Genomic DNA, 12,567 nt, shown 5'->3' on the forward strand with positions numbered 1-12,567 from the left:
CCCGGCCCAGCGCCGCCAGCATCGCGTGGGCCAGCGGCGAGCATGCCTTGCGCGGCGGCCGGGCCGGGATCGGCTGCGGCTGCGGTTGTGGCTGCGGCGGTGGCACGGGCAGGGCGGAGGAAAAAAGGGAAGTCGTGGTCATGGCATCGATCAGCACGCGGATCGCCCGCACCCGGCGCGCGCCGCCCGCCGCGCAGTGGCGGCGGTACGGCAGTGCGCCCGGCAGGCCGGATCAGCAAAGGGGGAGGGGAAATGCGTTCGCGCGGGGCGGCAGTCACCCGCCCACGGGCGAATGGCCGCGCTGCGGCGAACGCAGGGAGCCGGCGAGGCTCAGGCGTGCTGAAAGACCGGGGGCCCGCGCGCAGGCAATGGCGCGGCCGTGGCGGCCGCGATGCGCGCCGCCGCAATGGCCTGCATGGCATGCCCGAGCGGCAGCGGCTGCGGCAGGGTTTGCACCGCCACCACCGGGGGCGGTGCGCCGTGGGGAATGCACAGGGGGCAGTCCATGGCCGTCTGCCCCATCTCCACCGGCCCGTCGTCGGTCTGCACATAGACCTTGACCATGCCGGACGTGGAGCAGACCCACTCCATCGCCCGCGCATGCACCAGCGGCGAGGCCGTGGCCACCGCCATCGCCGCCATGAAGCCCATCAACACCCAACGGCGCAGCGCACGCAGGGCGTGCAGCAGGGCGATGGAAGTCGGTTGCTTCATTTTTGATAGCACTATGCCGGGAGGTTGATTGCGCTGGAGGCCTTTTTGGCTCAGATCCGCATCCGTGGAGCGGCGCCATCGGATCGTCGGGGCGGGCCGGCGGATTGTAGGCCGGGGCCCCGGCTGCGCGATGGGGTCGGCGGCGCGCGTGCCGGCAGGGCCGACAATCGGCCTGGCGCCCGTCCGCCTTTCGTCACCCATTCACCATGCATCCATCCGCGCCTTTCGCGTGGGAGGCGTTTTCCATGAACCAGGCCGTCCGTCTCGTCGCGTTCCTCGAAGCTTTCAAGGGCCTGCTCGTCCTGGCCGCCGCCACCGGGCTGCTGTCGCTGGCGCACCGCGACATCTACGCCATCGCGGTGCGGCTCATCGAGCATGCGCACCTCAATCCCGCGGCCAGATACCCGCAGATTTTTCTGGACGCGGCCCGCAACGTGCAGGACTCCCGGCTCATGCTGCTGGCCCTGGGCGCTGCCGCGTATGCCGCGCTGCGGCTGGTGGAGGCGTACGGCCTGTTCAAGGAACGCCCTTGGGCCGAGGTGCTGGCGGCGGGCAGTGGGGCGATCTACCTGCCGTTCGAGTTCATCGGCTTCCTGCACCACAGCAATGCGCTGCACGCGGGCATTTTCGTGGTCAACGCGCTGGTGGTGGGGGTGATGGTGCGGGCGCTGCTGCAGCGGCGCGCTGCGCGGCCGGGCAGTGCGCCGCAGGGCCTGCACGGCCGCTGACGCCGATGGCGGGTGGCGGCGCCGGGGCGGCTACCATGGCCTTTTCCCCCGCGGAGTTCCCATGCGCAAAGCAATGACCGTCCTCGCCGTCGTCGGCACCCTCGCCGCCCTGTACTTTGCGTACCGCTACGGCGTGTATTGAGCACGGACCCAGCGCGCCCATCATCGCCACGGCCGCCTGCGCCGGTGGAACAAACCCATTACAGAGACAACAGGCCATGCCCATGAAACCCACCCGACTCGCCATTGCCGCCGCCCTTTCCCTGGCGGCCCTCGTGCCCCACGCGGGCGCCCAGACCCCCGCCAAAAAGCACGACGATTTCTTCTGGCTCGGCGAGATCAACAAGGCCACCGCCGTCATCAACACCGACGAAGGCCTGCTCGACCCATCGCTGTCACCCCTCGTCTACAAAGGCATCACCCAGGTGCTGGCCAACGGCGACAAGCCGGGTGGCAAGCGGCCCTCATTGGTCATCACCTTCGAGCCGTTGCTGATCGAGGCCGCCGGACCCCAGATCACGCTGCTGCACGCCGGCCGATCGAGCCAGGACATGCTGGCCACCGCGCGGTCCGCCATCCTGCGCGATGAAATGCTCCACCTGGCCGAGGCGCTCAGCCAGACCACCGCCACCCTGATCGAACTCGCCGGCAAGCACCGGGCCACCGTGGTGCCCAACTACACCAACGGCGTGGCGGCCCAGCCCAACAGCTACGGCCACTATCTGCTGGGCATCGCCGCCGGGCTGGAGCGCGACGCCCAGCGCATCCGCGAAGCCTATGCCCGCATGGACCGCTCACCCATGGGCACCACGGTGCTCAACGGCACCAGCTGGCCATTGAACCGCCAGCGCATGGCGGACTACCTGGGCTTTTCCGCCACGGTGGACAACGCGTACGACGCCGCGCAGATCTCCGCCGTGGACCAGCCCGTGGAGGCCGGCGCCATCGTCATGGCCATCGCCCTGCATGCCGGCAGCTTCATCGAAGACGTGATGACCCAATACGCCCAGCCGCGCCCCTGGATCCTGCTGCAGGAAGGCGGCGGCAACACGTATGTCTCCAGCGCCATGCCGCAAAAGCGCAATCCCGGCCTGCTCAACAGCACCCGCCGCGACGCGTCCACCGCGCTCAACCTGGGCATGGGCCCCGCATTGCAGGCGCACAACATCCCCCCCGGCATGAGCGACCCCAAGGAGGTCCGCACCAACGCCGCGATGGTGCAGGCGGCGGTCGGCGTACTGAACAACTGGACGCGCATCCTCAACAACCTGGTGATCGATCCCCAGCGTGCGCTGGAGGAGCTCAACAGCGACTGGACCGCCTCGCAGGAACTGGCCGACGTGCTGATGCGCCAATACAAGCTGCCCTTCCGCGTCGGCCACCATTTCGCCTCGGAGGTCGTGGAATACGCCAAGGCCAAGGACATCCGGCCCCTCGCATTTCCGTATGCGCAGGCGCAACGCATCTACGCCGAGACGGTGAAGGGAACGGAGTTTGCGCAGGTGCTGCCCCTGTCCGAGGCCGAGTTCCGTTCCACGCTCGACCCCGTGGCGATCGTCAGGAACCGCCAGACCGCCGGCGGCCCGCAGCCCGCCGAAATGGACCGCATGCTGCGCGAGGCATCCCAGCGCGTGGCCGAGCAGGACGGCTGGATCAAGGCCCGGCGCGCGCAGATCGCGGCGTCGCTGGCGCGGCTGGATGCGGATTTCGAGAAGTTGGGCGGGGCCCGCTAGGGTGCTCGCGCTCATCGCTGGTGCCGCGCTCGCTCTGATAGCGAGTGGCGCGATGGCCTCGCCACAGCAGCCCCCTCAGCGGGAGGCAGAGCCAGCGCGCGAAAACTTCTACCTCGGCACGCTGGATACCGCTGAATGGGGACTGGTTTCGATCTTCGGCCCTGATGGCACAGAGCGGCACGATTGGCCAAGGACCGGCATGGGCAATTCCGGCCCATCGGTGCGGTTGAGCTTTCCAGGTGCCGGGCTTTTCGGCCTGCGCGTGTGCAACGGGTCGACATTCCGATACCGGTGGTGGGCCGAGGATGGCGGCATTCGTGCCGAGCCAGTTTTCCAGACGATGGCTGCGTGCGACGATCAGCCCCTGATGCAGATGGAGGCCTGGGCCCATCGGCAGTTGTCGCAAATTCGCCGATACAGCCTGTACACCGCAGCCGGTGGCACCTTGAGACTCAGGCTGTCTTTTGCCGATGGCAGCCGTTGGGAGCTGCAACGCTCGCCGTGACGCGGTTGGTGCCGCGCAGCTTCGACGCATTTCGAAACAGCCGAGGGCAAGGGCCGGGCTATGGTGCGATTGTCACAGGCAGGTTGTGGCCATCGTTCCATCCATGCACCAGGAGAAGAAAACCCATGGCACTCGTTCCATGCCCCGAATGCAACCGGCAGATTTCCGATCAGGCGACCGCTTGCCCCGGCTGCGGCCATCCCCAGGCGATGGCCATCAGCAGGCGCTCTGCCTTTGAATCCGGCACCCACGAAGGCCGCCACGCCGGTACCGTGAAAGCCGGCATTGCCGGGATGACCGCCGCCAGCCTGGGCGGCTGGGCCGCGCGGGCGGTGGCGGTGGTGGTGCTCGGCATCGTCGCGGTCGTCGCGATGCTCAGCCGCTGAGACGCGGTCTGCGGGCGCTGACCCCGCATGCCTGGGACCGACCGCCCCTGGAAACTCCGGCTCGCCGCCATGCGCTGCGTCCGCTCACTGGCGGCGGCCTGCCCCGGGTGATCGACGGCTGGCTGGCGCAAGCCCCTTAAAAAACGCGACTTTCCGCAGATCCAGGGCTGGAACGCTTGTAAGAAACCCGTCAGAAACGCATGATCCCGGGTCTTTTTCGACCTGCTGCCAGTTGATCCATGGTTTTTGCGTTCTCCCCGCCTGTTCCCCCCTTTCTGGATATTCGGAGATGGGCTGCCCGATGGGCCCTCTTCATTGCGCTCGCCGCCCTCTCGCAGGGCGCGTGGGCCATGCAGATCTTCGTGAAAACCGTCTCCGGAAGGACCATCGCTCTGGACGTGGAGCCCAGCGACTCGATTGAGAACGTGAAGGCCAAGATCCAGGACCAGGAAGGCATTGCGCCCGAGCAGCAGCGGCTGATCTTCGCGGGCAAGCAACTGGAAGACGGCCGAACCCTCTCGGACTACAACATCCAGAAGGAATCGACCCTGCATCTGGTGGTGCGCCTGCCGAGCGTCGAGGACTCGTTCACCGGCGCTTCGCCCGCCGGCAGTGGGCAGATCACCGCGTCGCTGACCGGCGTGAGCGGTTGCACGTTCGACACCGCGCAGACCGTGTTCGAGGTGCCATCCAGCCGTCCCGCGGGCGCGCAGTTTCCCCAAGGCGTCTTCCGCTTCGTGGCCACCACCTGCGCGGGCAAGGTCACCGTGACGTTGAAGTACCCGCAGGCGCTGGCAGCGGGCAGCCGCTTCATGAAGTACGGCCCGCGCACGGCGGGCGCGGCGCAGTCGGAGTGGTTCGAATGGCCGGGCGCCCAGATCAATGGGGACACGGTGACCTTCGACATCGAGGACAACGGCCCGGGGGACGCCGATCCGGCAGTGGGCACGATCTCCGATCCGGGCGGGCCGGCGGTGATCGCCGCGGCGCCGGCGAGTGCCGCCGCCATTCCCACGCTGTCGCACTTCGGCTTGGCGATGCTGACGGCATTGCTGGGGCTGCTGGCATGGCATCGGCGGCGATCTGCCTGAGTGCAGCGCGTGTCTGGCCCTGCGGGAGGCCTCTCACGGGGGCTATCTCACGCAGCGCTCAATCGCAAGAATGATGCGCAGGCCATGGCCGAGGTGATGCGAGTGGCGCAGGCCAGGGGAGCCAAGGAACTGCAGGCGCTTGCGGCCGAGGCCAGTACGCAGGCGCGTATGTATGCAGCAGCGTATGAACGGGCCTATGTCGCACACACGCAGGCCGAGGGCTACAAGGCGCTGCAGGAGGCCGGGGAACTGGTGGCCAGGGCCATGGCACTAGCGGCGCATGCGCCTTGCGCGCACAGCGTGCACGAGGATTCGCTGGGACGTTCCGCACCGACGCAGGCGATCCACGATGCCACTGTGGCGGCGCGATGGGCGTTCATCCTCAATGGGCTCAAGGCGATGGCGCAAGGGCTGCCGGAGTTCGGCACGCGGCCGCACGTGGAGGCGTTGGGAGTGTTCGATCTGGGGGCGCTGACGGCGCAGGATGTGCTGACGCCTGCGCAGATTCACATGACGCGGCACAGTGGGGAGGCTGTGCTGTAGGGCGTAGGGTCAGGCGAGAAGAAGCGCGAAGTGGTGGAGGCCGCTTCGCGCTTTTTTATGGGGAAATGGGTCTGGGGCAAGAGAGGCTCAATGGAGCTTGTCCTCTCGATAAAGGATTAGGCCTCACTGGGACGAAGCTTCGGTTGCACTCCAACGATCCGCGCTACCTCCTCGAGCTTACGCTTTGAGAACATCCATCCCTTTCCACCAGACTTCAAGGAAATCCACTTCCCCCCAAACTCCCGAATCTCATCTGCGAATTCCCGCGTATCTCCTCGTACCGCAAAAGATTTCTCTGTGTAGTCTTCCAGCCAAATTTTTGCTATTGACGACGCAGCTTTTCGCTTAGGTGCCACCTTTTCTATCACTCGTTCCGGCTCTTCTCGGGTTGACTCCTTGGCGGCCCTGACGATCCGAGCATCGACAACTGGATTAACAGTCATATCCCTCATAACGATCGTTAGATGACGCGAGAGCTTTTGCTTGAGGTCGTCAATAGAAGCGTATTGATCTTGGATACCCTTGTCTCGAATCGACTTTTTGAACTCTTTCAACTTCTCGAGTTGCTGCGTGTCGATGTTTTCAAGATCCACTTGCTGTCTTGAGTAGTACAACATGACTGGCTTGTTTTGCTTCAAAAACCATCGAATCTCTTCTACCGTTCCGCTTTCTTCGACCCCTGTTGGGGATCCTAGCCTTGTCCAGAATGCACCGATGAGCATGTCGCAGTTTCGAACCACCTGTTCGTTGATGATCGCTTGAGGGCGGTCTCCCATCGCTGGCGCGCTGTGGGACTCCCACTTGACAGGTAGAAGTACATAACCCGTCGCGTGTGAGTTGAGTGCATTCCAATCATGCAGACCTTCCGCGATTGCGGCGCGCTCGGCTGGCACATCTGAAGGTGACGCGATAAGGACGTGGAATACGGTTGCAGAGTATGGCAATGTGGCTCCTCCTGTTTGCTGATGGATCGAACTTCTTCTGTGGGACTTAGCGTTTGAATTCGACGGCAGCCGAAGGCGATCCCGCTGCAATAAGTGGTTAGACCACTGCTGACGGTTCACCCGGCAGCGCTTCTTTTGCTGGTACAAGCGCCTCGGCGACAGCAACCCCGCCAAACTGACGGCAGTCAACCGCACCCTTTTTTCCCGTATTGCGGAAGAAGTGCGCCATCGGCATCTCAAATACTTCGGTAAGACGTTCGAGCACTTGGGAAAGGCGCTCACGCTTCATCGCTTCGGTATCCCACGCGTGCATCATGTAGTAGAAGGCTGGCCAAAAAGAACTTGTTTGAGAGAAGAAGACTTTGCGAGTTGGCGCCGTCACGGAGTACATGCCGCCACTTTTTTTCGAAGACGGCCTTAGCGAAGGCCTCATTGCCAAGGCTGCAACCAGAGATGAAAAGCCGACGATTGTTGAGCTTCTTTTCAAATATCGCACCGAAATCTGCATACGTTGTCTGGCCAAACGTGAACTGCAGCACCTGCTCATCCCCGTGGCACGAAAGATGAAGATATCGGTAGCCAGAAGCACGAAATATCTCAGCAAACTTGATCAGCTCAACCTGCGTTCGAAAGTAATAGTAGATCGGGTTCTTCCCTTGCAGACGCAATACCTCGTACAAGACGCGACCATCCATGCGTTGATTGGATTCGTCATCGACATTGAGCGATTCAAGAATGAATGTTTCAGGCTGAGTTACCTGAATCGGGGGAAGTGCAGTCATGGTTAGCTCAGTGGTCTAAGGTAATGCAGACCGCACCAAGCCGCAGGCCAATGTGGCACCTGCGGTCTACACTGGCGCGGGAAAAACGCGTATATGGGTTTGTGGCATGGCTTTTTGGCATGTGTGCTGCATGAAAATTCAGATTCAAATTTAGCCATAAAACCCGCCGCTCTCCTGTGTTGCGCGCTACACGGTTGCAGGATCAGGTCCGTGTGCGAAATCGTTACAAACACTATAGCCTGCTTACAGAACGGGCCTGTGCGCGGTGTGTGCGAATGTTTGTGAAATGGCATTGCTTGCGGCATCCACGAGACATGGGATAGCAGGAAATCGAAGGTTGTCCAACCATATTGGCCGACGAGAGGCGGGTAGCAGCTGCCATGCTCAACCAAGTGTTGAGCGCACAGTTTTTTCCTTTGCCGTGAGGTACTGGGCATGGGTCTGCCATGGCTAGATGGCGTGCAGCGTTTGCGCACCAACAAATGCATTCCGTTGGTTTTGGCGATTGCCGAGGCGGCGGCAGTGCCATCGGCGTTGCCGGCCAACATGGCTTTGCTAGTTCGCTTGCTATGTGGCACTGGCCGGCTCATGTAAGGCCTGCGCCTGCGGGTCTAGGACGAGGACTTTGACGGAGGAGTGATCATGGTGCGCCAAGCCAAGGGCTACAAGGATCGGGTGGTGATGTTGCCACGCAGCCCTAAGCCAGCGGGTGCGTGCAACGCCGTTTAAACAAAGCCGGTGCCCAAGCGGGCATTTGCAAGCCAGTTTCAGTGCACACATTACGCCAGAGCTTCGTCACGCACTTGTTGCAGTCGGGCACCGACATCGGTGCACTGCACTAGCTGCTGGGGCAATCGGATGTGAGCACGACTATGTTCTCCACCCATATCCTGAAGGTGGCAGTCAGAGGAGCCTCCAGCCCGCTGGATGCTTTGGCGCTGCACCTGGAGTCTAATTGAGTGACGGCTCTAGAGCTTCTTTCTGGATGGCGATTTCAGGGCCCGTTACAGCCGGCGGACGAAACGACCCCAAAGCTGCCGTTGACTCACCATCCGCCGGCTTCCCGTCCAAGCCGCGCTGTCTCAGTGCCCGGTGCCTGCCCACTGGCAAGCTATAGTTTGCTGAGTTGACGCCTGTCGGGTTTGTCGGCGGTTTTATACCTGAGCTTTTGAACAGCGTATCCGCCACCATCCCAATCTGCAAACACTTTCAGGAGAGAACCCTGTCCAGAATATCTCGCATCACCCGGCTTGTCCCGCAGCTTCGTTAGGCATCATCTGCACCGATGCGCGTTCACAGGAAAACGCTGCGGAAGAGACCCCCTCCCGCTGCTGTGGGAAGCAATTGCTGGGCAGACGTTTGGCTCGCGCGCGCCGCCAGCCTTAGCCAGCCGCTTCTGCTCGTCCTGGCAGTCTTCGGCTACTTCTATACGGTTGTGCCCGTGTACCAGAAGGAGCTTCTGAGCGAGCAGATCGCTGCGAAGGAGATAGAACTCGGAAGGCTGCAAAGGGAAATCGATGCGAGTGGTCCCACGATGCAGCGTCTGCAGGCCGAGCGTTTTGCGCTGGAAAAACAGGTTCGGTTGCTGAATGCCCAAAAATCTGATGCTGAGCGCGCAATCGCCGACCTCCGTCTGCGGCAGTCGGTTCAGGAGGCGAGGAACAGAGATCTAGAGGAATCGCGCTCCCGGCTAGCCAGCGACGTTGCCGCCTCTGAAGCCCGGGCGTATCACGACAGCTTCTCGGGATCGGTAATGAGCCGCTACATCGCAGAACACCCAAACCCCTACGAAATCGTCAAAGCTCCGACCTATGAGGTCATCGCAAAATTTCTCCTGACCCCCTTTGCTGCGGTCAACGCTACCCTTGCATTCGGGGATTCCCGGTACCTTGAGTCGGCGGGGAAGGTTTCGCGAGCCGTGAAAGACGAGTACCACGCGAAGGTTCGTGCCGCGCTTGAGGCAGGGAAGGACACGCTGTCACGCCCGCACGACGACGTAAATGCATTGATTGGTCAGATCGAGCGGGGCATGGCCGAATCGGCAATTGATCCGACACCGTCGGATCAGTTTAATGAACTTAGGTATCAGACGACGATGCGGCTGGTGAAGATGCTCAATGACGCGCGGCAACGCGAGTGGGACAGGACGCGCGAATTCCTGGATGGTCAGCGTCCGGCAGGAAAGTCCTCGGTTGATGTTCCAAGGAAGCCTTGAGGCCCGCGCCGCTCGCATGATGCCTCATGTACCGGTCACCCTTACGCTGAGCGTGCGCTTTCATCTGCCGCCCCGGGCCGCTTCTGGCCGATTGCGGCCATGTCAACGGTGGCTGGCCTCCCAAGTTCCCTCGCTGGTGCTGCTTGCTGTTGGGCGGCTTGCGGTTACATCCTGCCGGGTGGCTTGGTAGGGTTTGGTGGGTTTTATAGGGTTTTTTCCGACGAAACGCGAGCCTGTAAAAGGCAGCAGGGCAACTCGAAGACCTGCAGTCAGGCCGGACTGGTGGGGTTTGTAGGCTTTGGAGGGTTTGCCGACCGTCGAAGTGCGAGCAAGTGAAAACGGACGAAGGCCGGTTTTCTGGCCTGCGCACCGAGGCCGAATGGTGGGGTTTGTAGGCTTTGAGGGGTTTACCGACCGTCCCAGCGCGAGCAAGTGATTTTTTCTGAATGCGCGACTATTGGGGGCGCCCGCCTGGGGGCATAGGTGTCAGTAATGTGCCCCCAATCTGAAGAATGGTGCCCCCAGATGTGCCCCCAAGATGCTCAGATGACTGTGGATTGCCTTGGACTGCAATGGACAGCTAATATGCTGTTTTCTAAGGGGAAATAAAAAAGTCCGGAAGCGTGTGGACGCTTCTGGACTAGTGATTGGTCCCCTCGACAGGAATCGAACCTGTATCTAGCGCTTAGGAGGCACTCGTTCTATCCATTGAACTACGAGGAGGACGGGCGATTGTAAAGGCGTGGCCGTGGCAGCTTTTCCCCGCTGTGCTGAGACCTCCGCAAAAGAAGATCGCCCCCGGCGCGGGGCCAGAGGCCATGGGAGTGCCGCATTTCCGCAGCGGCAACGCGCCCCGGGCGGTGCGCCGCTCTAAAATGCCTCCGCAATGATTTCACCGATGACGCCTCCACAGTTCCACGCCCTGCTCCTGGCGGAGGGACTCTCTCCCGCCATGGAGGCCCTCAACCGCGGTGTGCCGCATCGGTACACCGGCATCTTCCAGGTGATCGAGTCACAGCTCATCAACGTCTTTCTCTACGACAAGCAGCACCAGATCCGGCCCGAGGCGCTGGCCGTGGTGGCGCTGGACAACAGCTTTTGCCAGTTCGTGCTGCGCGATGGCTCGCTGCTGGTGGACAACTCGATGCACGACGAGCGGCTGCTGGCAAGCTCGTTCCGCGGGGTGGTGGTGGCCTATCACGGCGTGCCGGTGACCGATCACCGCGGCGGCCTGTACGGCACGCTGTGCCATTTCGATCTGGTGGAGCAGGGGCTGGCGTCCGCCCAGTTCGAATTGTTGCAGGCCGCGGGGAGCCTGCTCTATCCCTATCTGCCGCAGGGGGATGGCCGGGTGCAGAACGCGCCCCAGTTCGCCCGCGCCGCGGCGGGCTGATGGGCCCCGTCAGTCGTACCGCACCGTGTAGATCAGGTCCACCGCGCTTTGCGCGCCGGTCTGGCCGCGCAGCGTGAGGCTCTTGGTCAGGTCGTAGAAGATGTACAGCGTGCCCAGGGCGCCCGAGAGGCTGCGCTCGTAGGTCACGTACAGGTCCTTGGACAGGCGCTTGCCAAAGGTGAGCGCGGCGGCCGAGGCATCCTCGCCCGAGCCGGGGCCCTTGAACCCGATCTCGTCGAGCCCCACGCGCTTGGCGAAGTTGCCGGCACCGGCATTGCCGTTGCCCCCGAGCAGCGCCAGCGCCGCCTGCTGCAGCAGCGCGGCCTCGGCGCGCCGGCGGCGCCGCTGCGGCCCAGCACCACCCAGGAGAGCTTTTCGGCGTCGGGCAGATCGGGGTCGGAATAGAGCCGCACGCGCGGCGCCTTGGCCGAGCCGGTGACCTGCACGCCGGCGCGCACGCTGATGTTCGGCCGGATGGCCAGGATGTCCAGCGCGGGGTTGTCGTACGGGCCGTTGAAGCGTGCCAGGCCCGTCTCCACATCGAGCGACTGGCCCCAGGCGCGGTAGCGGCCTTCCACGGTGCGCACCTCGCCGGTGACGCGCGGCGGCGCCCCGGCGACGGTGGCGCCGCGGATCTCCAGTTCGCCCGCCAGGCGGGTGGTGATGCCGTGGCCCTGCAGCGCGAAGTCGTCGCCCAGGTTGAGGGTGACGGCGATGTCCGGCGGCTTGGCGGCTTCCACGCGGCCGGCGGCCTGTCCCGCGCGTTCGGCCTGCTTGACGGTTTCGCGGTCCTTGGCGGCGGAGCGCACGACCACGTCGGTGCCCAGGCTGGGTGCGCCGGCCTCGGGCAGGATGATGGTGGCGCGGTCGGTGGTGAGCTTGCCGCGCAGCGTGAACTGGCCCTGGCGCAGCCGCGCCTGCAGATTGCCGGACACGCTGACCTGGCGGTCGGCGCGCACCAGCACCTGCAGGGCGCGCGCCTCGGCGTCGAAGTCCATGGCGATGCCGGAGCCGGTGGCGCCGCTGCCGCCCGTGGTCCACGACACGCTGCCTTTGCCGGTGAGCGTGCCGCCGTCGCGTGGGGCCGCGGTGCGGTTGCCGCTGAAGCCGGCGATGCGGGCGTTGCTGCCCTGGCCGCCGTTCACGCGAAATTCGGTGATGTCGAGCCGGTCGCCGTTCAGCGTGGCGCGCAGGCGCCCGTCCTGCAGGTCCACGCCGTCGATGAGCGATCGCACCGACAGCTGGTCGGCGCCGAGCGTGCCGCTCCATCGGGGCGCGGCGCGGTTGCCGGCGAGGGCGACATTGGCGTCCAGCGTGCCCTTCACGCGCCAGCCCGGCGGTGCCAGGGCGGACCACACGCCCACGTCCGGCAACTGGGCGCGCACGGTGGCGGCCAGCGGTGCATCGGCAGGCCATTGCCAGCCGCCATCCGGCACGGGCCAGGCGGGTGCTGCCCTCGGCCTGCAGCGCGGCCGGCGCGTTCGCTGTCCCACTGCACGCGGGCACGCACGGTGTCGCCCTCGGCCTGCAGCT

The 12,567-nt window shown here is 64.0% G+C and carries 13 protein-coding genes, 1 tRNA gene and 1 pseudogene; 9 read left to right on the forward strand and 6 right to left on the reverse strand.

Annotation, left to right across the window (positions count from 1 at the left end; translation table 11 throughout):
* Window positions 1-330: 330 nt before the first annotated feature.
* Window positions 331-714, reverse strand: coding sequence for a DUF2946 family protein (locus AC27IO_RS14225; protein WP_284393284.1), 384 nt, complete (start codon window positions 712-714; stop codon window positions 331-333).
* Between the two features lie 245 nt (window positions 715-959).
* On the opposite strand from AC27IO_RS14225, the gene AC27IO_RS14230 reads away from it, so the two are divergent.
* The 6 genes from AC27IO_RS14230 (at window position 960) to AC27IO_RS14255 (ending at window position 5,700) form a co-directional block, all read left to right on the forward strand.
* Window positions 960-1,442, forward strand: coding sequence for a DUF2127 domain-containing protein (locus tag AC27IO_RS14230; protein ID WP_284426618.1), 483 nt, complete (start codon window positions 960-962; stop codon window positions 1,440-1,442).
* A gap of 218 nt (window positions 1,443-1,660) precedes the next feature.
* Window positions 1,661-3,175 carry a lyase family protein gene (locus tag AC27IO_RS14235; protein ID WP_498739302.1) on the forward strand — a complete coding sequence of 505 codons (1,515 nt, stop codon included), beginning with the start codon at window positions 1,661-1,663 and terminating at the stop codon, window positions 3,173-3,175.
* Window position 3,176: 1 nt separating this feature from the next.
* The gene (locus tag AC27IO_RS14240; RefSeq protein ID WP_498739304.1) at window positions 3,177-3,680 is read left to right on the forward strand and encodes an META domain-containing protein; all 504 of its coding nucleotides are present in this window, start codon (window positions 3,177-3,179) and stop codon (window positions 3,678-3,680) included.
* Between the two features lie 125 nt (window positions 3,681-3,805).
* Window positions 3,806-4,066: a hypothetical protein gene (locus AC27IO_RS14245; protein WP_272565077.1), complete on the forward strand. Its 261-nt coding sequence runs from the start codon at window positions 3,806-3,808 to the stop codon at window positions 4,064-4,066.
* A gap of 362 nt (window positions 4,067-4,428) precedes the next feature.
* Window positions 4,429-5,157, forward strand: a complete 729-nt coding sequence (locus tag AC27IO_RS14250; protein ID WP_317356257.1) for an IPTL-CTERM sorting domain-containing protein — start codon at window positions 4,429-4,431, stop codon at window positions 5,155-5,157.
* 84 nt (window positions 5,158-5,241) lie between these two features.
* A complete protein-coding gene (locus AC27IO_RS14255; protein ID WP_498739306.1) occupies window positions 5,242-5,700 on the forward strand; it encodes a hypothetical protein in 459 nt (152 codons plus the stop codon).
* Window positions 5,701-5,816: 116 nt separating this feature from the next.
* Here the strand turns inward: AC27IO_RS14255 and AC27IO_RS14260 are convergent, their stop codons facing one another.
* The 3 genes from AC27IO_RS14260 to AC27IO_RS14270 all read right to left on the reverse strand — a co-directional run bounded on the left by AC27IO_RS14260 (window position 5,817) and on the right by AC27IO_RS14270 (window position 7,426).
* Window positions 5,817-6,644 (reverse strand): DUF4062 domain-containing protein, encoded by an 828-nt coding sequence (locus tag AC27IO_RS14260; protein WP_498739308.1) that lies wholly within the window; start codon window positions 6,642-6,644, stop codon window positions 5,817-5,819.
* A 97-nt stretch (window positions 6,645-6,741) separates the two neighbouring features.
* A complete protein-coding gene (locus AC27IO_RS14265) occupies window positions 6,742-6,933 on the reverse strand; it encodes a hypothetical protein (protein WP_498739310.1) in 192 nt (63 codons plus the stop codon).
* Entirely contained in the window at window positions 6,923-7,426 is a 504-nt protein-coding gene (locus tag AC27IO_RS14270) for a hypothetical protein (protein WP_498739311.1), read from the reverse strand. The genes AC27IO_RS14265 and AC27IO_RS14270 overlap by 11 nt, the downstream gene beginning before the upstream one ends.
* A gap of 713 nt (window positions 7,427-8,139) precedes the next feature.
* On the opposite strand from AC27IO_RS14270, the gene AC27IO_RS14275 reads away from it, so the two are divergent.
* Complete coding sequence (locus AC27IO_RS14275) at window positions 8,140-8,268, forward strand: tyrosine-type recombinase/integrase (RefSeq protein ID WP_498739312.1); 129 nt, start codon at window positions 8,140-8,142, stop codon at window positions 8,266-8,268.
* 491 nt (window positions 8,269-8,759) lie between these two features.
* On the forward strand, window positions 8,760-9,641 hold the full coding sequence (locus tag AC27IO_RS14280) for a hypothetical protein (protein WP_498739313.1): 882 nt from the start codon (window positions 8,760-8,762) through the stop codon (window positions 9,639-9,641).
* Between the two features lie 648 nt (window positions 9,642-10,289).
* On the opposite strand, the gene AC27IO_RS14285 is transcribed toward AC27IO_RS14280, so the two are convergent.
* A tRNA-Arg gene (locus AC27IO_RS14285) sits at window positions 10,290-10,364 on the reverse strand.
* A gap of 175 nt (window positions 10,365-10,539) precedes the next feature.
* On the opposite strand from AC27IO_RS14285, the gene AC27IO_RS14290 reads away from it, so the two are divergent.
* Window positions 10,540-11,034, forward strand: a complete 495-nt coding sequence (locus AC27IO_RS14290; RefSeq protein WP_498739314.1) for a guanylate cyclase — start codon at window positions 10,540-10,542, stop codon at window positions 11,032-11,034.
* Between the two features lie 9 nt (window positions 11,035-11,043).
* Here AC27IO_RS14290 and AC27IO_RS14295 read toward each other — a convergent pair.
* A pseudogene (locus AC27IO_RS14295) lies at window positions 11,044-12,567 on the reverse strand (translocation/assembly module TamB domain-containing protein); the annotation flags it as partial.

The sequence above is a fragment of the Acidovorax sp. KNOB132 genome, assembly GCF_057541515.1.

What these genes read in the sequence shown, in the direction of transcription:
- AC27IO_RS14235 (WP_498739302.1), top strand. Translation starts at nt 1,661, where the DNA reads ATGCCCATGAAACCCACCCGACTCGCCATTGCCGCCGCCCTTTCCCTG.
- AC27IO_RS14255 (WP_498739306.1), top strand. Translation starts at nt 5,242, where the DNA reads ATGGCCGAGGTGATGCGAGTGGCGCAGGCCAGGGGAGCCAAGGAACTG.
- AC27IO_RS14270 (WP_498739311.1), bottom strand. Translation starts at nt 7,426, where the DNA reads ATGACTGCACTTCCCCCGATTCAGGTAACTCAGCCTGAAACATTCATT.
- AC27IO_RS14230 (WP_284426618.1), top strand. Translation starts at nt 960, where the DNA reads ATGAACCAGGCCGTCCGTCTCGTCGCGTTCCTCGAAGCTTTCAAGGGC.
- AC27IO_RS14290 (WP_498739314.1), top strand. Translation starts at nt 10,540, where the DNA reads ATGACGCCTCCACAGTTCCACGCCCTGCTCCTGGCGGAGGGACTCTCT.
- AC27IO_RS14225 (WP_284393284.1), bottom strand. Translation starts at nt 714, where the DNA reads ATGAAGCAACCGACTTCCATCGCCCTGCTGCACGCCCTGCGTGCGCTG.
- AC27IO_RS14265 (WP_498739310.1), bottom strand. Translation starts at nt 6,933, where the DNA reads ATGAAGCGTGAGCGCCTTTCCCAAGTGCTCGAACGTCTTACCGAAGTA.
- AC27IO_RS14245 (WP_272565077.1), top strand. Translation starts at nt 3,806, where the DNA reads ATGGCACTCGTTCCATGCCCCGAATGCAACCGGCAGATTTCCGATCAG.